Consider the following 20,809-nt stretch of genomic DNA (forward strand, 5'->3'; position numbering starts at 1 on the left):
CGTATTATATGTGTAAAAAGTATTTCAGCCTTTCAAATGTCAGTAAAGAAATACTTTTACAAGACAAAAGAAAAAAGGGTTTCTAAAATAAGAAAACCACATCCAAAAACAAATACCGATTTTATTAGTTTTCCCAAGTATGCATAATTTATACAAAATAGTTATTTTTTAAGCCTATCAAGTAAAATATACACATTGGCATTTTATAATGTTAACACAGCTAGGAAACTGCGTCAAACTTTTTTAGCTTTGATAATATAGTAGCCCTTTTTTTTCAATACAACCTCGACTTCTCCAAAGAGCTGTTCTAATTTTTCAATCGCAGATGGTCCGCCCTGCTTTTTCTGAATGACCACCCACAACTCACCTTCCGGCAATAAATGATCAGCACTTTTTTCAAAGATCGCATGTACAACTTTCTTCCCTGCCCGTATTGGGGGATTGGTCAGTATAGAGGCAAAAGCAGCTGATGAATGAACATTCGAGAACAAATCACTTTGATAGATGCGGACATTATCAATGCGATTATGTTTAGCGTTTTCCTTTGAAAGTTCGACTGCTCTTTCGTTCACATCAATCATATGAATGGTGCGGCTCGTCATTTCATTTGCTAACGATAAGCCAATCGGTCCATAACCGCAGCCGACATCTAAGATATCGCCATCCACGTCAGGTTCTTCAAAAGCTTCAATTAAAAGCCTTGAACCAAAGTCGACTTCTTTCTTAGAAAACACTCCACTGTCACTTGTAAAAGTAAAGGTACGGTTTCTCAAGGTGAAGTCCCATGTCTGTTTATTGCTTTTCACTGATGGCTTTTCCGTATAATAGTGGTCACTCATGGTGAATGGACCTCCTCTGGATTCAATCGTTTCAGGAGAATAGAAAAGAAAAAGCCCGCCAGTAAAAGCGAGCTTTCCCAAAAGATTAGGCGAAGATTACTTAACTTCTACAGAAGCGCCAACTTCTTCAAGCTTAGCTTTAAGTTCTTCAGCTTCTTCTTTAGCAATACCTTCTTTAAGTGGTTTTGGAGTGTTGTCAACAAGTTCTTTAGCTTCTTTCAAGCCAAGACCAGTGATTTCACGAACCACTTTGATAACTTTGATTTTTTGGTCTCCAGCACCAGCAAGTACTAGATCAAAATCAGTTTTCTCTTCAGCAGCAGCACCACCAGCTGCAGCTACAGCTACAGGAGCAGCAGCAGTTACGCCAAATTCTTCTTCGATTGCTTTTACTAAGTCGTTTAACTCAAGTACAGTTGCTTCTTTAACTGAAGCAATGATTTCTTCGATATTTAAAGCCATTTGTAATTCCTCCATTTTAAGTTTTTTACGTTAAGTACGCATTAAGCGCCTTGTTCTTCTTTTTGTTCTGCAACTGCTTTAGTAGCAAGAGCAAGGTTACGAACTGGAGCTTGAAGAACGCTAAGCAACATAGAAAGTAAGCCTTCGCGAGACGGAAGTTCCGCAAGAGCCTTTACTTCTTCTACAGTCGCTACGTTTCCTTCGATGACACCAGCTTTGATTTCTAAAGCTTCGTGGCTTTTCGCAAATTCGTTGATGATTTTCGCAGGTGCGATAACATCTTCGTTACTGAATGCGATAGCGTTTGGACCTGTTAAGAAATCGTTTAAACCCGTTAGTTCAACTTGTTCAACTGCACGGCGAGTCAAAGTATTTTTGTAAACTTTGAATTCTACGCCAGCGTCACGAAGCTGTTTACGAAGTTCAGTCACTTCAGAAACTGAAAGACCACGGTAATCTACAATTACAGTAGACATACTGTCTTTAAATTTAGAAGTAATTTCATCAACGACAACTTTTTTAGTATCGATTGCATTGCTCATGGTTACACCTCCTGTACATTCTTTGTGTAACACTTATACCGATCAGGCCATCACGTTCCTAAACGAACGGTTCTCCATATAAAAAGCCTCCATTAAGACATGGAGGCTGTATATACAAGCATACGTTAACGTAAGACTGTGACATATACACCTCGGCGGGTTAATTAAGCCATAAGGCCCCTGCTGTCTACGGTATAAATGGACATATTCTATTTTACAACATTTTGATATTATCAAAATGATTGTGATAAGTCAAGATTTATTTTGCAGAGAAAGAAGATGGATCCACTTTCACGCCAGGGCCCATAGTAGATGTAACAGAAACGTTTTTCACGTATACACCTTTAGCCGCTGCAGGTTTTGCTTTAAGGATCGTGTCATAGATTGTTGCAAAGTTCTCAACAAGCTTTTCGTCCTCGAAAGAAACCTTTCCGATTGGCGCGTGGATATTACCAGCTTTATCAACGCGGTATTCTACTTTACCAGCTTTGATTTCATTGATTGCTTTTTCTACTTCGAATGTAACAGTTCCTGTTTTAGGGTTTGGCATAAGACCTTTTGGTCCAAGTACACGACCGATCTTACCAACTTCACCCATCATGTCAGGTGTCGCAACGATTACATCGAATTCAAACCAACCTTGTTGGATTTTAGTGATGTAATCAGAATCTCCAACGTAGTCTGCTCCAGCAGCTTCTGCTTCTTTTGCTTTTTCGCCTTTAGCGAACACAAGAACGCGTTGAGTTTTACCAGTTCCGTTAGGAAGTACAACTGCACCGCGGATTTGTTGATCGTTTTTACGAGGGTCTACGCCCAAACGAAAAGCAACTTCTACAGTCGCATCAAATTTCGCTGTATTTGCTTTTTTTGTAAGAGAAACAGCTTCAGCTACATCATACGCTTTAGTACGTTCGATCAGCTTAGCAGCTTCTACATACTTTTTACCTTTTTTAGCCATTATAAAAATCCTCCTTATGTGGTTTTAGCGGAATAACCTCCCACGAATAAGGGTTGCGAACTTGTCAAAACCAAACTCGCAACCCAACAAGACAATAAATTAATCTTCGATGACAATACCCATACTGCGTGCAGTACCTTCAACCATGCGCATAGCTGATTCAACGCTAGCAGCGTTTAAGTCAGGCATTTTTGTTTCCGCGATTTCGCGTACTTTATCACGCTTAACAGTTGCCACTTTATTACGGTTAGGTTCACCAGAACCAGACTCAATACCAGCTGCTTTTTTAAGTAAAACTGCAGCAGGTGGAGTTTTAGTAATAAATGTAAATGAACGGTCTTCAAAAACCGAAATTTCAACAGGAATGATAAGACCAGCTTGGTCAGCTGTACGAGCATTAAACTCCTTACAGAATCCCATGATATTAACACCGGCTTGACCTAGTGCAGGTCCAACTGGTGGAGCTGGGTTAGCTTTTCCAGCAGGAATTTGCAATTTAACAACTTTAACTACTTTTTTAGCCACGAGACACACCTCCTTAAAGTCCGTGATGTGGTAATAGGGGGATCCCCCTCCCACTCAACAACTTCATTCTTTATATGAATGACGAAATAACTAGCTAGCGATCTTGAGCGAACTCAAGACGTACCTTTGCTATATTACCACTTCTATACACTCATTTCAAGCTCTTTTGAATTACAATTTGTCGATCTGCGTGAACTCAAGTTCCACGGGTGTTTCTCTACCAAACATATTAACGAATACTTTGACTTTGCTTTTATCGTAATCAATCTCTTCGATAGAGCCTGTGAAGTTAGCAAATGGTCCGTCGATTACCTTGACTGTTTCTTTCAATTCAAAGTCGATTTCTGTTTTGCGTTCTTCAAGACCCATTCTCTTCAGAATAGTTTCAGCTTCGCCTGGCAGCAGCGCTGTCGGCTTTGAGCCTGATCCAGCTGATCCAACGAATCCTGTGACACCTGGTGTATTACGAACGACATACCAAGAATCGTCTGTCATCACAATTTCCACTAGGACATAGCCAGGGAATACTTTCTTTTTGACAACTTTTTTCTTACCATTTTTAATATCTGTTTCTTCTTCTTCTGGTACGACTACGCGGAAGATTTTATCCTGCATGCCCATTGATTCAACACGCTTTTCTAAGTTCGCTTTTACTTTGTTTTCATAGCCAGAGTACGTATGCACAACATACCAATTCTTTTCCATTTTCGTTCAGGACTATTCAGTCCTTCCCTCCCCACATTTCGTAATGTCTATTTGACGAATCTCGAGTACCGGTAAATATTTTCAAGCAATTGAAAAAACCCGTAAAACGGGTTTTTTGGCAAGTCATATTATGATCTATTATAGCACGTTCAGCAGACCATTATTCAAGTATTAATGAATTAATTCGATTAATTGTGAGATTCCTATATCAAGAAAAGAGAAAAAGATTGCAAAGAATACGACTGTTAAAATAACAGTGATTGTGTAACGAATCATTTCGTTTTTCTTTGGCCAGCTGACCTTTTTCATTTCTTTTCCGACACTTTTTAAGAAACTGATAATACGCATGTAAAAGACCTCCACAGATTAAAGAACGCAAATCTTATTTCGTTTCTAAATGTGTTTTATGTGAATTACAAGTCTTGCAATATTTCTTAACTTCTAATCTTTCAGCTGCTGAAGCATCACTCTTCATTGTCGTATAATTGCGGCTTCCGCAGTCTTTACAGGCTAGAGTAATCTTTTTCCTCATATTTACACCTATTTTCTCGACATCATTTCCTTAGTACCTTATCACAGTGTCGAAAAAGCTGTCAATATAGGTTTGATTAGAGACTAATCTCGCGAAGCTCTAAATATTTCTCTAATTTTCTCTTTACTCTTTGGAGTGCGTTATCAATTGATTTCACATGACGATTTAAATCTTCAGAAATCTCTTGATAGGATCTGCCATCAAGGTAAAGCACAAGTACCTTTCTTTCCAGCTCGCTTAGTAGTTCACCCATTTTCATTTCGATATCATCAAATTCTTCTTTGCTAATGATTAAATCTTCTGGGTTAAGCGCTTTAGCACCGGAAATGACGTCCAACAATGTTCTGTCTGATTCTTCATCATATATTGGCTTGTCTAATGATATATAGGAATTTAACGGGATATGTTTTTGGCGAGTAGCTGTTTTAATTGCGGTGATAATTTGGCGGGTAATACATAATTCTGCAAAAGCCTTAAATGAAGTAAGCTTGTCCTCTCTAAAATCGCGGATAGACTTATAAAGTCCGATCATTCCCTCTTGGACAATGTCCTCTCGATCCGCTCCAATCAAGAAATAAGATCTTGCTTTTGCACGTACAAAATTGCGGTATTTCGTTATTAAGTAATCTAGCGCATCACTATCTCCGACATGAACCCTTTCAATGACTTGTTCATCTTCCAACTGGCAAAATTGCTCTCTGATGGATTTATCCTTGCTGTTGTTTAGATTCACTTCGATCCCCCCGACCGCACCTAGATAGAAATATTATACATTAATGGTTGAAATATCGTCAAGCTATTCCAGATTCCCACGCCGCCATTTTTCAAACGTTTTCAATACATCTTCTGACAATTCAATCTTGGATGCTGGTTTATCGGAAGTAATCTTTTTGACTCTCGTCTCAATCTTTCGTTCGATCACTTCAATCTCTCTTAAAAGCTCTCGAGCCGACTTACGAAGGGCTCCTTGTCCAAAAATTGCCCATTGTTCTGTAAAGTCTGAGGTCGCCACATGAATCTGCGTCCGAATATTATTCAAATCCTGGGCAAGCTTTTCAATCCGCTCATCAGCTGTTTCATTCTCTCTCGTAAAAATGACCTCTACTCGGTGGTTGATCCGTTTTTTTTCGATTCCTTTGACCATATGGGCATCGAATACGACAATGACTCGATACCCTGTGTATGCTTGATATTCTGCTAAATTTTGAATCAGCATGTCTCTGGCTTCTTCAAAGCTGTTTTCCTTTAAGTGCTGCAAGCGTGGCCACGCACCTATCATGTTGTATCCATCGACTAAGAGGATGTCCATCTCTATTCTCCTAACGGATAACGTTTTCGATACACTTCATACATCAATAGACTAGCGGCAACTGATGCGTTTAACGAAGTGACCTTCCCGGCCATAGGCAGTTTAATCAGAAAATCACACTTTTCCTTGATCAATCGGCCAATCCCTTTGCCTTCACTGCCAATCACAAGAGCAAGCGGCATCGTGCCATCAAATTGTCTGTAATCCTGTTTAGCAGACGCATCTGTTCCCGCGACCCAGATTCCTCTTTCTTTCATCTCATCAAGAGATCTTGAAAGATTGGTGACCTTAGCAACAGGAATATGTTCAATTGCCCCAGTGGATGCTTTGGCAACGGTTGTCGTTAAGCCGACCGCTCTCCTTTTCGGAATGACAATACCGTGTGCACCTACAGCATCTGCCGTACGCATAATGGATCCTAAATTATGCGGGTCTTCAATTTCATCTAAGATAAGAAAAAATGGCTGTTCATTCCGCTTTTCGGCGATTTGATACAGATCGTCCAATTCTGCATATTCATATGCTGCTACCTGTGCAACGATTCCCTGGTGCTGACCTGTTACCATTTGATCAAGCTTTTTCCTCGGAACATACTGAATGGTGATATTTTGTTTTTTAGCGAGTTCAATGACCTGCTGGGCTTGTCCTTTTACAGTGTTTTCTGCCATCCAGAGCTTGTATAACTCCCGATCTGACTTCAGTGTTTCAATCACTGCATTTTTCCCAATCACATAATCATGTTGCTGACTCATTTGTCTTCCTCCCTGACGTTCCGATTTCAATCGCCTGACTAATCAGCTCTTCTAAGCGTTCGTCCTGCTTTTCAATAAATAAATAACCCATGAGCGCTTCAAGCGCCGTACTATAACGATACGTTTGAACGTCTGTGTTTTTAGGCACTGTGCCTGATTTTGCATTTCTTCCTCTTTTCAGCACCGCTTCTTCTGCTTCAGTGAAAAAGCCTTGCTGCTGAAGCGTAAATAAAATAGCTGCCTGAGATTTAGCTGAAACAATCTTGCTTGCTCGTTTGTGCAGCTCATTTGGTTTTGTCGCCCCCGTTTGGAGGAGGTGATGCCTCACATAGACTTCAAAAATAGCATCACCCATATAAGCAAGCGCAAGCCCGTTCAACTGTTTACCGTCTTTCAGCTTTTCAAAATTCAACATGACCTATTCTCCTCTTTTCCAGCGAGTACCTTGAGGAGTGTCCTCCAATACAATATTCATGCTCTTTAGCTGGTCACGAATTTGATCAGATAGCGCAAAATCACGATTTCTTCTAGCCTCATTGCGTTTTTCAATTAACGCTTCTACTTCTTCGTCAAGCGTATGCTTTTCTTCTAATGAGAAGCCAAGAACAGACGTGATTTCTTGGAATAAGCCGATAAATGCCTTGATCACTTCCTCCGAAGTATGATCATTTTCCATATAATAATTCGCCTGTTTCGCAAGTTCGAATAAAACAGAAATTGCATTTGCCGTATTAAAGTCATCATTCATTTCAGAAATAAATGTCGCACGCTGCTCTTCAACCTTCGCCAGCCATTCAGCATTGTCTTCTGTGATATTCGTGCTGCTCTCAAGGCGATGATGTAAATTAGCATACGACGTTTTGAGCCGGTTAAACGCACTCTTTGTACTCTCTAGTAAATCCATTGAGTAGTTAATTGGATGACGGTAGTGAACCGACAACATAAAGAAGCGAAGCACATCAGGATCTTGTTCTTTCACAATGTCATGCACGAGCACAAAGTTGCCAAGTGATTTTGACATTTTTTCATTCTCAATATTAATATATCCGTTATGCATCCAATACTTCGCAAAAGGTTTCCCTGTCAAAGCCTCGGATTGAGCGATTTCATTTTCATGGTGAGGGAAGGTTAAATCCTGTCCGCCAGCATGGATGTCGATCGTATCACCTAAATATTTTTTGACCATGGCCGAGCATTCGATGTGCCAGCCTGGGCGTCCTTCTCCCCAAGGGCTATCCCATGAGATTTCTTGATCCTTTGCAGCCTTCCATAAAGCAAAGTCCAGTGCATCTCGTTTCTTCTCACCTACACGAATACGGGCACCTGTCTTCAGTTCATCAATCGACTGGTGAGAAAGCTTTCCGTAGCCTTCAAATGAGCGTGTGCTGTAATACACGTCGCCATCCGCTTCATAGGCGTAGCCTTTTTCAATCAATGTCGCAATAAATGCAATGATATCATCCATATTTTCCGTCACTCGCGGGTGAAGGTCTGCTTTTTTGCAGCCTAGTGCACTGACGTCTTCAAAGTAGGCTTGGATAAAGCGGTCAGCAATCGTCGGAACATCTTCTCCGAGTTCATTGGCTGCTTTGATGAGTTTATCATCCACATCTGTAAAGTTTGAGACAAAGTTCACATCATAGCCGCTGTATTCTAAATACTTACGTACAGTGTCATAAACAATAGCAGGCCTTGCATTCCCGATATGAATGTAGTTATAAACGGTTGGTCCGCACACATACATCTTGACCTTTCCTGGTTCAAGCGGGACGAATTCTTCCTTCTTACGTGTCAATGTATTATAAATATTGATTGTCATGATTGTTCTTCCTTTCTGCTCAATGAAGCCAGTTCACCTTTTAGCTTTTCCATTTCTCGTTCCAATTCTTTGAAACGATCGGAAATCGGATCTGGCAAATCTTGATGATTGAGATCACGATTGATTTTCTTTCCATTTTGAACAACGACTCGCCCAGGTATACCGACAACGGTGGAATGGTCTGGTACGTCCTTTAACACGACTGACCCCGCACCTATCTTGGCCCCTTTTCCCACTGTAATGGAACCAAGCACCTTTGCACCTGTCGCAATGAGAGCATCGTCTAAAATGGTTGGGTGCCGCTTTCCCTTTTCTTTCCCTGTTCCCCCTAATGTCACGCCTTGGAAAACAGTGACGTTGTCTCCAATTTCACATGTTTCCCCAATCACCACTCCCATGCCGTGGTCAATGAAGCAGCGCCTGCCAATGGTTGCCGCAGGGTGAATTTCCACCCCAGTGAAAAACCGGCTGACTTGAGAAATGATCCGCGCTAGAAAGTACAGCTTCCGCTTATAAAATGCGTGCGCGATACGATGAGCCCAAATCGCATGAAGCCCTGAATAGGTTAGCACTACTTCAATATAGCTTCTAGCAGCAGGATCTTGATCAAACACAGTATCAATATCTTCTTTCAGCATTTTGAAAAACACATGCTCCCCCCGTTCTTCCCCATCAATCTCTCTTAGGACTTGCTCTCTTTTTTGGACAAATAAAAAAACGCCTCTGCCATATGACAGAGACGTTTTGAAAACGCGGTTCCACTCTGTTTAGAAAGCTCCTCATTTTGCAGCCTTCTCAACTTAATCCCATAACGGAGGGTACCGCCCTTGCATACTAACGTACTCGTGTTCCTCAAGGGTCTTGAGGGTGCATTTCCAACGTCTGCCCATAAGTCTCTTTCAGCCGGTGAAGACTCTTTCTGTGATGGACGAAAACATTGTACTTCTCCCTCGCAACGATTTCCTTATATTTGTTTAATGCGGTTTAATACCGCTTCTTTACCTAGTAGTTCAATACTTTGCGGAAGTTCTGGGCCATGCGTTTGTCCTGTGACAGCCACACGAATCGGCATGAATAGTTTCTTGCCTTTATGCCCTGTTTCTTTTTGTACCGCTTTAATAGCAGCCTTGATTTCATCAGGTGTGAAAGACTCAAGTCGTTCAAGCTGACCAGCAAAAGATGCCATAACTTCTGGTACTTGCTCCTCTGCTAGAACTTCCTTTGCCTCTTGATTATACTCAATTTGCTCCTTAAAGAACAACTCTGTTAACTCAACAATTTCTGCTCCATAGCTTAATTGTTCGTGATACAGAGAAATAAGCTTGCGTACCCACGTGTTTTCTTCGTCTGAAAGCTGCTCGCTTACCTTGCCTGCCTTTTGAAGATGCGGAAGTGTTAACGCAACAACCTGATCAAGATCAAGTGCCTTCACGTATTGGTTATTTACCCATTTTAGTTTATGCATATCAAATAGAGCTGGTGACTTAGAAAGTCGGTTTACATCGAAAATGTCGATGAATTGCTCTTTTGTAAACAGTTCTTCTTCACCCACCGGAGACCATCCAAGTAGTGCAATGAAGTTGAACAGGGCTTCTGGTAAATAGCCCAAGTTTTTATATTGCTCGATGAATTGAATAATGGATTCATCACGCTTACTTAATTTTTTGCGGTTCTCGTTCACAATCAGCGTCATATGTCCGAATAGCGGAACATCCCAGCCAAATGCATTGAAGATCATGATTTGTTTAGGCGTATTCGAAATGTGATCCTCTCCGCGGAGAATGTGAGTCATTTTCATCAAATGATCATCCACTGCTACAGCGAAGTTATAAGTTGGCGTACCATCTTTCTTCACAATGACAAAATCACCGATGCCGTCTGTCTCAAATGAAATATCGCCTTTGACCATGTCGTCAAATTTGATGATTTCTCCTTTTGGCACTCGGAAGCGGATACTTGGCTCTCTTCCTTCAGCGATCAGCTTGTCCTCTTCTCCTTTTGATAAATGGCTGCATTTACCAGAATATCGAGGCATTTCACTGCGGGCGATTTGTGCTTCACGCTCTTCTTCCAGCTCTTCAGCCGTACAATAGCACTTATACGCCAAGTCTTTCTCTAGGAGCTCATCATAATATTTTTTGTAAATATCATTACGCTCTGATTGTCTGTAAGGACCATAGCCGCCATCTTTATCAATGCTCTCATCCCAATCAATACCGAGCCATTGCAAGTGGCGAAGCTGGCTTTCTTCTCCGCCTTCTACATTACGCTTTTGATCCGTATCTTCGATTCGAATAATAAATTTGCCGCCTTGACTGCGTGCGAACAAATAGTTGAAAAGAGCCGTTCTAGCATTCCCAATATGTAAATGACCAGTTGGACTCGGTGCATAACGAACACGCACTTCATTTCCCATGAGTTTAACTTCCTTTCATCTGCATCATGTTGTCTGACACCAATTTTTTATAAACGTATTTTATCATCAAATCCCATTCTCATCAAAATGGATTTCACTTTTTCTGAAGAAGCACTGTTGCCTGAGAAGCAATCCCTTCGCCTCTTCCTGTAAATCCGAGTTTCTCTGTCGTTGTTGCTTTGACATTCACCTGTGTGACATCTGCCTCAAGCGCTTCAGCAATCTTCTCACACATCGGTTGAATGTAAGGTGCCATTTTGGGCTTTTGCGCCATGATGGTGCAATCAATATTCACAAGTGTGTAGCCTTTTTCCTTCACTAGTGCCCACACATGCTGTAGTAATTTAAAAGAATCCGCATCCTTAAACTCAGGATCTGTGTCTGGGAAATGTCTGCCGATATCTCCTTCAGCAATCGCACCTAGGCAGGCATCTGCCACTGTGTGAAGCAGTACATCAGCGTCTGAATGCCCAAGCAGCCCCTTTTCATAAGGGATGGTGACCCCGCCGATAATCAAAGGTCTTCCCTCTGTTAATTGATGTACATCAAAGCCTTGTCCTATTCTCAACATGATCTAGTACCCTCTTTCCGCATCCATAATTGCCTTGGCAACCAATAAATCATCCGGTGTCGTCAGCTTAATATTGGTGTAATCTCCTTGGACAATATACACGTTTTCACCATGTAATTGTTCCACAAGACTGGCGTCGTCTGTTCCAAGAAAGCCTGCCTTCTCCGCATATTCATGCGCCTCTTTTAAAATAGAATGACGAAAAGCTTGTGGGGTCTGGACTGCCCACAAGCTCTGACGTTCAATGGTTTGTTCCACTTTGCCTTCTTGAACGCGTTTGATTGTGTCTTTCACTGGTACCGCTACAACTGCGGAGCCTTTTTCAATCGCTGCTTTAACGAGCAAGTCAATCTGTGTATGCTTAATAAAAGGCCTTGCCCCATCATGAACAAGCACGATGTCTGCATCTTTCACAGCCTTTAATCCTTCGTATACACTTTGCTGACGTTCTTCACCACCGGTGACAAGTGAAACAGGCGTTTGAAAAGCGTGTACCTTGAGTAGCCTTTCAAAGTCTTGACGCTCCTCTTCATTGATCGCTAGGATCATGCGTTTGCATTGCGAATGAGCGTCAAATACCTTAAGTGTATGAATAATGACCGGCATTCTTTTCAGCTCAATAAAAAGCTTATTGCGGCCGGCCTTCATTCGTTTCCCCTGCCCCGCAGCCGGAATAACTACTTCATAATACATGTTCGTTCTCCCTTTAGAGCGCCTTCTCCAGAAGTTTTGGCTTCGCAAAAATCATTCTTCCAGCAGCAGTCTGCAGCACACTTGTGACGAGCACATCGATGTCTTTTCCAATGTAATTGCGTCCTTCTTCGACCACAATCATCGTACCGTCATCTAAGTAAGCAACACCTTGGTTATGCTCTTTCCCATCTTTGATGACCTGTACCTTCATTTCTTCCCCAGGCAACACAACCGGTTTCACCGCATTGGCTAGATCATTGATGTTTAACACTGCTACTTTTTGAAGTTCGCATACTTTATTTAAATTAAAATCATTTGTCACAACAACACCTGAAGTTAATTTAGCGAGCTTCACAAGCTTGCTATCAACCTCTTGAATGTCTTCAAAGTCACCTTCGTAAATTTCAACTTTGATATCTAATTCTTTTTGAATACGATTTAAAATATCAAGACCTCTTCGGCCTCTATTTCTCTTTAATACATCAGAAGAGTCTGCAATATGCTGTAATTCCTCGAGCACAAATTGAGGAATGACCATGACACCTTCTAAGAATCCAGTTTGACAAATATCTGCGATTCTTCCATCAATGATAACACTTGTGTCTAAAATTTTCAGCTTTTTATCTTCTATTTCAGGTTCATCATCAGCTGCTCCTTTTTTCTTGGTGACCTTTGCAGATCGGGAGAACAGCCCCATCATTTCATCCTTCTTTTTAAACCCTACCTGAAATCCAAGATATCCTAAAAAGAAAGCCAGGAAAATCGGAATAATGGTACCAAAAATATGATATGGGATATTGTTTAGCGGGATCACGTTTACAATAAGAAATGCTAGAATAAGTCCAAATACTAATCCGAAACTTCCAGATATAAGATCAGGAAGAGGCGCCTTTAATAGAGAATCCTCGATCCATTTCACCCAATTAACCACATAGCCTGTGCACCATTTGCCGATGATAAAGAACACAGCGGCTCCTATTAGTGCTGAAGAGTAAGCATTTGTTATGAAAGGTATGTCCTTTACATTTAACAGCAGAAATAACTCTGGAATGATAAAAATCCCCACAACTGCACCAAAAATGATAAAAAACGCCTGAACGATTCTTTTTAACATACCTTCACCTCCTTTATTTTTCATCTGTCAATCCACCCTCACCTGACATTGATATATGTTTAAGTTTCCTATCATGATTAATAGAAAACAAAAGCATCATTAATATACCCATATTCATCCATTTTTAACCGTGTTTAAGAAAAATTTCTCTTCTTACAGCTGTCGGTCGATATAATGTTTTTCTTGCAGCCTTTTTAATCCTTTTTTTATCTTTTTCGCTCTTACTTCTCCAATTCCTTCTACTTCATCCAAATCTTGTACATCTGCTTCCATAATTCGATCTAACACACCGAACGCTTCAACCACGTTTTCGACGATTGGCATAGGCAGTCTAGGGATTTTGTGAAGCAATCTGTAGCCTCTTGTGTACACATATTCGTCAATATTTGTAGAAGCTGGATAGCCAAGTAACTTGTACAGAATGGAGTCATCTAAAAGCTCAAAGCTCGACATATCTTGTAGCTGTTTAAGCAGAACATATGGATCTTTAATCTTTTCTTTCACGTAATCTTTAATAAATAAAGCCGCTTCCTGCTCCATATCTGTAATCAATTCATTGACTTGAAGACGGATCAAATGTCCTTCTGTACCGAGCTCTTTGATATACATATTGATTTCATTTTTGATTCTAAGCACCATCTCGTAACGATGGAGCACGGATAATACATCACCAAAGGTCACAAGCTCTTCAAATTCTAGGGCGCTTAGCGCAGAAATGGCGTGATCTAAAATGGTTTTATATTTCTCAAGTGTTTGTATAGCTTGGTTGGCTTTCGTTAAAATAAAGCCAATATCTTTCAGCGTGTAACGACGATTCCCTTGGTATAAGGTAATGACGTTCCTCCGTTCAGAAATCGCAATGATTAAGCAGCCTGTCTGCTTCGCTACACGTTCAGCTGTACGGTGCCTCATGCCTGTTTCTGATGAATGGATCGTTGCATCTGGCATCAGCTGTGTATTCGCATACAAGATCTTTTGACCAGAATCGCTTAAAATAATGGCCCCATCCATCTTAGCCAATTCATATAAATGTGCTGGGGAGAAGGCAGAATTAATGTGAAACCCTCCATCGACAACACTCTTTACTTTGTCGTTATAACCAACAACAATGAGCCCGCCAGTATTTGCCCTCAATACATTTTCAATCCCAGCCCGAAGAGGTGTCCCTGGTGCCACAAACTGTACGATATCTAAGAGATCGAGTTCTCTCGCTCCTTTTTTCTCTTTTTCCATTTCTATGATCCCCCTAGTGAAATTCGAAGTGCCTCCGCTACATTTTCTACACCGACTAACTCAATCCCTCTCGGCTTTTTCCATCCATCTATATTCGCCTGAGGAATAAACATTCGCTTAAATCCAAGTTTCGCAGCTTCCTGCACACGCTGTTCAATTCTTGATACTCTTCTGACTTCTCCCGTCAGACCGACCTCTCCTATAAAACAATCCGCTTGATGCGGCGCTGCGTCTTTAAAGCTTGATGCAATACTGACGGCAATGGCCAAGTCAATCGCCGGTTCGTCAAGCTTCACACCGCCTGCGACCTTTAAATACGCATCTTGGTTTTGCAGCAGCAGTCCGACACGTTTTTCTAAAACCGCCATGAGCAGCGACACTCGATTATGATCAAGACCAGTGGCCATTCTGCGCGGATTCCCAAAGCTTGTCGGTGAAATTAATGCTTGTATCTCGACAAGAACAGGTCTTGTTCCTTCCATTGAGGCAACAACACACGAACCAGATACACCTGCCGAACGTTCTTCTAAGAAAATTTCTGATGGGTTTAATACTTCCGTTAGCCCTTCCTCTCTCATTTCAAAAATCCCTAGTTCATTCGTCGAACCAAATCGGTTTTTCACCGCACGCAAGATACGAAACGTATGATGACGCTCGCCTTCAAAATAAAGAACCGTGTCCACCATATGCTCTAAAAGGCGTGGACCTGCGATCGATCCTTCTTTGGTCACGTGACCAACGATAAATATTGGAATACCATTTGTCTTGGCAATCTTCATCAGCTGTGCTGTACATTCTCTCACTTGAGATACAGACCCAGGAGCTGACGTAATATCGCTTTGATAAACGGTTTGAATCGAATCCACCACGACAAAAGCGGGTTTCATCTCTTGTATAGCAGACGTTATATACTCCATATCGGTTTCAGCCAAAACATGTAAAGAGGTGCTTTTTATGCCAAGGCGGTCCGCTCTTAGCTTCGTTTGTTTAATGGACTCCTCACCAGATATGTATAATACATTCTGATTTTTGTCTGAGAGCTGTGCTGATACTTGTAATAATAATGTGGACTTCCCAATCCCAGGATCTCCGCCAATGAGAACAAGAGAGCCTTTGACAATTCCACTTCCTAATACTCGGTTAAATTCTTCTAAATTCGTTTTGATTCGGGGTTCATCAGATGTTTCAATTGCAGATATAGGTGAAGGTTTTTGAATGGTTTGAACAGAATGATTAAAAGCACTTCGACGGTTTGCCGGCTCTTTACGAACGACCTCTTCTGTCATACTGTTCCACGTGCCGCAGCCTGGACATTTCCCCATCCATTTGGCTGACTCATAACCGCACGATTGGCATATAAATTTTGATTTTGTCTTAGCCATAGATTGAAGAATACAACTCCTTATACTGGTCAGAAATAAGTAAAGGGAGGCATACACCTGACTGGTATGCCTCACACTTTTTTCTTACTATATTAGTTCGTAGCAGCCGTCGTTTTTACGACAATTTCTCCATCTTCCACATCTAATACGATTTGTTGACCTTTTTCAATATTACCCTTCAGAAGCTCCTCAGAAAGTCGATCCTCCACATGCTTTTGAATCGCTCTTCTTAACGGACGCGCACCGTACTCAAGATCTACACCTTCGTCGGCAATCTTCGCTTTTGCTGCTTCCGTCAATTCGATTGAAAGGTCTTGTTCTTTTAATCGTTTCGTCAATTGATCAGACATGAGAGACACGATCTCTTTTAGATGTTTCTTTTCAAGTGAATGGAAGACAATGATTTCATCAATACGGTTGATGAATTCTGGTCTAAACGCACGTTTCAACTCGCCCATCACTTTGCCTTTCATATCCTTGTAATTTTGACTTTCATCCTGCACGTTAAAGCCAACATATTTATTTCGCTTCAGTTCACTAGCTCCAACGTTGGATGTCATGATCAAAATCGTGTTTCTAAAGTCAACGGTACGCCCTTTAGAATCAGTCAGACGGCCATCTTCTAACACTTGCAGTAAGATGTTGAATACATCTGGATGCGCCTTTTCAATCTCGTCTAAAAGCACAACAGAATAAGGTTTTCTTCTCACTTTTTCAGTCAGTTGTCCGCCTTCTTCATAGCCAACATAGCCCGGAGGTGATCCAACAAGTCTAGATGTAGAGTGTTTCTCCATGTATTCAGACATATCAATACGGATCATTGCTTCTTCATCACCGAAAATAGACTCTGCGAGTGCTCTTGCAAGCTCCGTTTTACCAACCCCTGTTGGGCCTAAGAAGATAAAGGAGCCGATTGGACGTTTTGGATCTTTCAGACCAGCACGCGCACGTCTCACAGCTTTTGCTACAGCGACAACCGCTTCATCCTGCCCGATCACACGAGAATGGAGCAATTGTTCCATATTCAGAAGCTTATCTGTTTCCGTCTGGGCAATTTTTGAAACAGGCACTCCCGTCCAGCTAGAGACAACCATTGCGATATCATCCACTGATACCTCTGAATTCTCCTGTCCCTGCTTTTCTTTCCAAGATTTCTTTGTGACTTCTACTTTTTCACGCAAACGCTGCTCCGTATCGCGAAGAGAAGCTGCTTTTTCAAATTCCTGACTTTGAACAGCCGCATCCTTTTCCTTGCGTACTTCATCGAGCTTTTGCTCTAGTTCTTTTAGGTTAGGCGGTGTTGTGAAAGAACGTAAACGGACTTTCGAACCTGCCTCATCAATTAGATCAATCGCCTTATCTGGAAGGAAACGATCAGAAATATAACGGTCAGACAGCTTCACCGCCGCCTCAATCGCTTCATCTGTAATGGACACACGGTGATGTGCCTCATAACGATCTCTAAGTCCTCTTAAGATTTGAATACTTTCATCAACAGATGGCTGATCCACTTGAATTGGCTGGAAACGTCGTTCAAGCGCAGCATCCTTTTCAATATATTTACGGTACTCATCTAACGTTGTCGCTCCGATACATTGAAGCTCCCCACGTGCTAAGGATGGTTTTAGAATATTAGACGCGTCAATCGCACCCTCTGCTCCACCAGCACCAATAAGTGTATGAAGCTCATCAATGAAGAGAATGATATTTCCTGCCTGACGAATTTCGTCCATGACTTTTTTCAAACGATCCTCAAATTCACCACGATATTTCGTTCCCGCTACAACGGTTCCCATATCAAGTGTCATCACCCGTTTATCGCGCAGGATTTCAGGCACTTCATTATGAATAATTTGCTGCGCAAGACCTTCAGCGATGGCTGTTTTACCAACACCAGGCTCACCAATCAGCACAGGGTTATTTTTTGTTCTTCTGCTAAGGACCTCAATGACACGCTGAATTTCTTTGCTTCGTCCAATAACAGGGTCCAGGCTGTCTTCTTTCGCAATAGCTGTTAAATCTCTTGCCAAGCTATCTAATGTTGGTGTATTTGCATTGCTGTTAGAGCCAGCGGCAGATGCACCTGTTTCATTGCTGCCAAGCAGCTGCAGAACTTGCTGACGTGCTTTATTTAAGCTCACTCCGAGGTTATTTAAAACGCGGGCAGCTACACCCTCTCCCTCGCGAATAAGACCTAATAGAATATGTTCTGTCCCTACATAGGAATGACCTAGCTTTCTTGCTTCATCCATTGATAGCTCAGTGACCTTCTTCGCTCTAGGCGTATAATGAGGAATAGCTTGAGACACCTCTTGCCCTCTTCCAATCAAGCTTTCGACTTCTTTTTGGATTTTATCTGAAACAAGGCCCAGTGCTTCTAACGCTTTTGCGGCGATGCCCTCACCCTCACGTACTAGACCAAGTAAAATGTGCTCAGTACCAATGTTCTTATGGCCTAGGCGAATGGCTTCTTCTTGTGCAAGTGCTAATACCTTTTGAGCTCTTTCAGTGAATCTTCCAAACATCATATCGTTTCATCCTCCTGTCCATTCCTATGCATTTCTAAACGCAGCCTTTCTCTAATAATCGCTGCTCGTTTTATATCTCGTTCATTTGGCTCCAAAGCTTCTCCTGAATATTGTTGAAGAAAGCCAGGCTGTGTCAAAATCATGAGTTCATTCAGTATATTACTTGAAAGCCCCTTAATGATACCTAAATCAATTCCAAGGCGCACATCTGACAAACACTTTGCTGTTTCCTTTGATTCAATCATACGACAATGGGACAAAATCCCTAAGGAACGGTACACTCTGTCCTCAAGTTCAATTTTAGATGTTTGATATAACGCTTTTCGTGCAGATCGCTCTTGTTCAATGAGCTGAGCGGTCACACTATTTAAGTCATCTACAATATCTTCTTCTGATTGACCAAGTGTCATTTGATTTGAAATTTGAAAGATGTTCCCTATTGCTTCGCTGCCTTCACCATAAATTCCTCTGACTACAAGACCTAATTGGTTAATGGCCGGAATAATCCGATTCATTTGTCTTGTGAGGGCTAAAGCTGGTAAATGCATCATGACCGATGCCCTAATACCTGTTCCTACATTAGTTGGGCAGCTTGTTAAGTATCCTCGCTTTTCAGAAAACGCATAATCCACTTGCTCTTCAATCCAGTCATCTATCTGGTTAGCCGCTTTTAATGCATTGGCTAGTTGGAATCCTGGGAATAAGCATTGAATCCGAATATGGTCTTCTTCATTCAGCATCACACTGATTTCTTCATTTTCAGAAAGCAAACAACCGCCAAATTTTGATTCTGCTAAGTTTGGGCTGATCAAATGCTTTTCAACAAGTACTCTCTTTGCTAAAGGCTGCGTTTCATTCATTCGAATTAGAACAAAGTTTCCGATGTCCTTCACTTCCTGGCTAGCAAACTTTTGCTCGAATTGCTGGAGAACAGCTTCAGCCTCTTCCTGAGAAAACTGAGTTGGGAAACGAACATGCTCTAGATTGCGTGCTAGCCGGATCCGACTGCTTAGAACAATGTCACTTTCTGGTCCTTTTTGTTTCATCCATTGACTTAAAGCGTCTTGAATAAAATGCTGGAGCGACATGTTGTTAATCTCCCTCCCTCTGCTGAGATTGCTCATGCTCTAATGCACGAATTTGATCTCGAACTTCCGCTGCTTTTTCGAACTCTTCTTGTTCAATCAACTGCTTCAGCTCTTGTTGCATCAACTCAAGTTTCCGGCGGACATGAAGACTGCCGGCAATCCGTTTAGGTACTTTTCCATTATGGACTGTATTTCCACTATGGACTTTCCGTAAAACAGGGTTCAGATACTGATCAAATGAACGATAACATTCTGCACAGCCAAAACGGCCTGTTTTTCTGAATTGTTGAAAGGTTAAGCCACACTTAGGACATTGATCCACTTCTCTTGCTTCTTGAAAAATAGATGATCCCTTATTAGCACTTGTAGTAAAGCTAGGATCAATATTCAATAAACCTGATAATAAGTTGTGAATCGAGAAACCTTGGTTTCCACTCATAGCATATGAATCACTGTTTTCTTTTGCACATTGTTCACATATGTGCATTTCTTGTTTTTCTCCATTTATAACTTTCGTAAAGTGAAAAGTGGCTGGTCTCTCATTGCATTCTTGACAAATCAATCTTTTCACCCGCTTTACTTTAATTTCAAAGCATTTAACATCGCTATCATCATCCGAGCCCGCAATTCATCTCGTTCAGGTAAATCAATGTGCAAAACAGAACGGTCCATAACACTGATCATCATCTTAGCTTCTCTTTCAGATAAAATGTTATTTTCTACAAGACGCATGATGATATGATCAGAGGCAGCCTGTGATAAACGATGATATATTTGGGAAATAATGTTGTTCAATAAGTCGACTTCATCATTCATTTTGACTTTAATGATGCGGATATAGCCACCGCCGCCACGCTTACTTTCAACGATATAGCCTCTCTCGCTCGTAAAGCGTGTATTGATAACATAGTTAATTTGTGAAGGTACGCATTGAAACTTATCTGCAATTTCATTGCGCTTAATTTCTAATATTTCTCGACCATTCTGATCCAAGACTTCTTTCAAATACTGCTCGATGATATCAGAAATATTTTGTGCCACTCCGCCTCCTCCTCCATTGACTTTGACTATATTTGACTTTAATCTTACTATAAATTTTTTCGGTCGATTTTTCAAGATAATCGCTCAACTAAGAATATTATTTCCACATTTATATGGTGTCAAACCTCTCAAAAACACAAAAAAGACCAGTTCCGAATGGAACTGATCCTTAGAAAAGCTTGGCGGCGTCCTACTCTCACAGGGGGAGACCCCCAACTACCATCGGCGCTGAAGAGCTTAACTTCCGTGTTCGGTATGGGAACGGGTGTGACCTCTTCGCTATCGCCACCAAACCTGATG

24 protein-coding genes, 1 rRNA gene and 2 other annotated features are annotated in these 20,809 nt (G+C 41.4%); all 25 genes read right to left on the reverse strand.

What is annotated here, in order from left to right:
• Positions 1-233: 233 nt before the first annotated feature.
• The 25 genes from C6W21_RS18290 to rrf all read right to left on the reverse strand — a co-directional run bounded on the left by C6W21_RS18290 (position 234) and on the right by rrf (position 20,802).
• Entirely contained in the window at positions 234-839 is a 606-nt protein-coding gene (locus C6W21_RS18290) for a class I SAM-dependent methyltransferase (RefSeq protein WP_106052141.1), read from the reverse strand.
• A gap of 96 nt (positions 840-935) precedes the next feature.
• Positions 936-1,301, reverse strand: a complete 366-nt coding sequence (gene rplL / locus C6W21_RS18295; RefSeq protein WP_003216952.1) for a 50S ribosomal protein L7/L12 — start codon at positions 1,299-1,301, stop codon at positions 936-938.
• Positions 1,302-1,342: 41 nt separating this feature from the next.
• Positions 1,343-1,843 carry a 50S ribosomal protein L10 gene (gene rplJ, locus C6W21_RS18300; protein WP_034665618.1) on the reverse strand — a complete coding sequence of 167 codons (501 nt, stop codon included), beginning with the start codon at positions 1,841-1,843 and terminating at the stop codon, positions 1,343-1,345.
• 70 nt (positions 1,844-1,913) lie between these two features.
• Positions 1,914-2,054 (reverse strand) — a sequence feature (ribosomal protein L10 leader region).
• Positions 2,055-2,102: 48 nt separating this feature from the next.
• The gene (gene rplA / locus C6W21_RS18305) at positions 2,103-2,801 is read right to left on the reverse strand and encodes a 50S ribosomal protein L1 (protein ID WP_007496292.1); all 699 of its coding nucleotides are present in this window, start codon (positions 2,799-2,801) and stop codon (positions 2,103-2,105) included.
• 99 nt (positions 2,802-2,900) lie between these two features.
• A complete protein-coding gene (rplK, locus tag C6W21_RS18310; protein WP_003216956.1) occupies positions 2,901-3,326 on the reverse strand; it encodes a 50S ribosomal protein L11 in 426 nt (141 codons plus the stop codon).
• 171 nt (positions 3,327-3,497) lie between these two features.
• A complete protein-coding gene (gene nusG / locus C6W21_RS18315) occupies positions 3,498-4,031 on the reverse strand; it encodes a transcription termination/antitermination protein NusG (protein ID WP_003217197.1) in 534 nt (177 codons plus the stop codon).
• 171 nt (positions 4,032-4,202) lie between these two features.
• Positions 4,203-4,379 carry a preprotein translocase subunit SecE gene (gene secE, locus C6W21_RS18320; RefSeq protein WP_003216942.1) on the reverse strand — a complete coding sequence of 59 codons (177 nt, stop codon included), beginning with the start codon at positions 4,377-4,379 and terminating at the stop codon, positions 4,203-4,205.
• 34 nt (positions 4,380-4,413) lie between these two features.
• Positions 4,414-4,563 carry a 50S ribosomal protein L33 gene (rpmG, locus tag C6W21_RS18325; protein ID WP_012008694.1) on the reverse strand — a complete coding sequence of 50 codons (150 nt, stop codon included), beginning with the start codon at positions 4,561-4,563 and terminating at the stop codon, positions 4,414-4,416.
• Positions 4,564-4,639: 76 nt separating this feature from the next.
• Entirely contained in the window at positions 4,640-5,296 is a 657-nt protein-coding gene (gene sigH / locus C6W21_RS18330) for an RNA polymerase sporulation sigma factor SigH (RefSeq protein WP_106056832.1), read from the reverse strand.
• 63 nt (positions 5,297-5,359) lie between these two features.
• Positions 5,360-5,872 carry a ribosome-dependent mRNA decay endonuclease Rae1/YacP gene (gene rae1 / locus C6W21_RS18335; protein WP_106052139.1) on the reverse strand — a complete coding sequence of 171 codons (513 nt, stop codon included), beginning with the start codon at positions 5,870-5,872 and terminating at the stop codon, positions 5,360-5,362.
• 2 nt (positions 5,873-5,874) lie between these two features.
• Entirely contained in the window at positions 5,875-6,624 is a 750-nt protein-coding gene (gene rlmB / locus C6W21_RS18340; protein ID WP_106052137.1) for a 23S rRNA (guanosine(2251)-2'-O)-methyltransferase RlmB, read from the reverse strand.
• Complete coding sequence (locus C6W21_RS18345) at positions 6,608-7,039, reverse strand: Mini-ribonuclease 3 (protein WP_034665636.1); 432 nt, start codon at positions 7,037-7,039, stop codon at positions 6,608-6,610. Before C6W21_RS18345 ends, rlmB begins: the two co-directional genes overlap by 17 nt.
• 3 nt (positions 7,040-7,042) lie before the next feature.
• Positions 7,043-8,443, reverse strand: coding sequence for a cysteine--tRNA ligase (gene cysS, locus C6W21_RS18350; RefSeq protein WP_003217177.1), 1,401 nt, complete (start codon positions 8,441-8,443; stop codon positions 7,043-7,045).
• On the reverse strand, positions 8,440-9,093 hold the full coding sequence (gene cysE, locus C6W21_RS18355) for a serine O-acetyltransferase (protein ID WP_106052133.1): 654 nt from the start codon (positions 9,091-9,093) through the stop codon (positions 8,440-8,442). The genes cysS and cysE overlap by 4 nt, the downstream gene beginning before the upstream one ends.
• An 82-nt stretch (positions 9,094-9,175) precedes the next feature.
• Positions 9,176-9,408 (reverse strand) — a binding site (T-box leader).
• Positions 9,408-10,859 (reverse strand): glutamate--tRNA ligase, encoded by a 1,452-nt coding sequence (gene gltX / locus C6W21_RS18360; RefSeq protein ID WP_106052131.1) that lies wholly within the window; start codon positions 10,857-10,859, stop codon positions 9,408-9,410. (Overlaps the previous feature by 1 nt.)
• A 94-nt stretch (positions 10,860-10,953) precedes the next feature.
• Positions 10,954-11,430 carry a 2-C-methyl-D-erythritol 2,4-cyclodiphosphate synthase gene (gene ispF / locus C6W21_RS18365; protein WP_003216928.1) on the reverse strand — a complete coding sequence of 159 codons (477 nt, stop codon included), beginning with the start codon at positions 11,428-11,430 and terminating at the stop codon, positions 10,954-10,956.
• 3 nt (positions 11,431-11,433) lie between these two features.
• Complete coding sequence (gene ispD / locus C6W21_RS18370) at positions 11,434-12,123, reverse strand: 2-C-methyl-D-erythritol 4-phosphate cytidylyltransferase (RefSeq protein ID WP_106052129.1); 690 nt, start codon at positions 12,121-12,123, stop codon at positions 11,434-11,436.
• Positions 12,124-12,136: 13 nt separating this feature from the next.
• Positions 12,137-13,237 (reverse strand): PIN/TRAM domain-containing protein, encoded by a 1,101-nt coding sequence (locus C6W21_RS18375; protein WP_106052195.1) that lies wholly within the window; start codon positions 13,235-13,237, stop codon positions 12,137-12,139.
• A 153-nt stretch (positions 13,238-13,390) separates the two neighbouring features.
• Positions 13,391-14,470 (reverse strand): DNA integrity scanning diadenylate cyclase DisA, encoded by a 1,080-nt coding sequence (gene disA, locus C6W21_RS18380; protein ID WP_012008686.1) that lies wholly within the window; start codon positions 14,468-14,470, stop codon positions 13,391-13,393.
• Between the two features lie 2 nt (positions 14,471-14,472).
• Positions 14,473-15,852: a DNA repair protein RadA gene (gene radA, locus C6W21_RS18385; protein WP_034620767.1), complete on the reverse strand. Its 1,380-nt coding sequence runs from the start codon at positions 15,850-15,852 to the stop codon at positions 14,473-14,475.
• 92 nt (positions 15,853-15,944) lie between these two features.
• Entirely contained in the window at positions 15,945-18,380 is a 2,436-nt protein-coding gene (clpC, locus tag C6W21_RS18390; RefSeq protein WP_106052127.1) for an ATP-dependent protease ATP-binding subunit ClpC, read from the reverse strand.
• Positions 18,377-19,468: a protein-arginine kinase McsB gene (gene mcsB / locus C6W21_RS18395; RefSeq protein ID WP_106056834.1), complete on the reverse strand. Its 1,092-nt coding sequence runs from the start codon at positions 19,466-19,468 to the stop codon at positions 18,377-18,379. Before mcsB ends, clpC begins: the two co-directional genes overlap by 4 nt.
• Positions 19,469-19,472: 4 nt before the next feature.
• Positions 19,473-20,030 carry a protein-arginine kinase activator protein McsA gene (mcsA, locus tag C6W21_RS18400; RefSeq protein WP_034665655.1) on the reverse strand — a complete coding sequence of 186 codons (558 nt, stop codon included), beginning with the start codon at positions 20,028-20,030 and terminating at the stop codon, positions 19,473-19,475.
• 14 nt (positions 20,031-20,044) lie between these two features.
• The gene (locus tag C6W21_RS18405; RefSeq protein ID WP_060697832.1) at positions 20,045-20,509 is read right to left on the reverse strand and encodes a CtsR family transcriptional regulator; all 465 of its coding nucleotides are present in this window, start codon (positions 20,507-20,509) and stop codon (positions 20,045-20,047) included.
• 177 nt (positions 20,510-20,686) lie between these two features.
• A 5S ribosomal RNA gene (gene rrf, locus C6W21_RS18410) occupies positions 20,687-20,802 on the reverse strand.
• Positions 20,803-20,809: the final 7 nt, after the last annotated feature.

It is taken from the genome of Bacillus sp. NMCN1, assembly GCF_002998085.1.
GTDB lineage: Bacteria > Bacillota > Bacilli > Bacillales > Bacillaceae > Bacillus.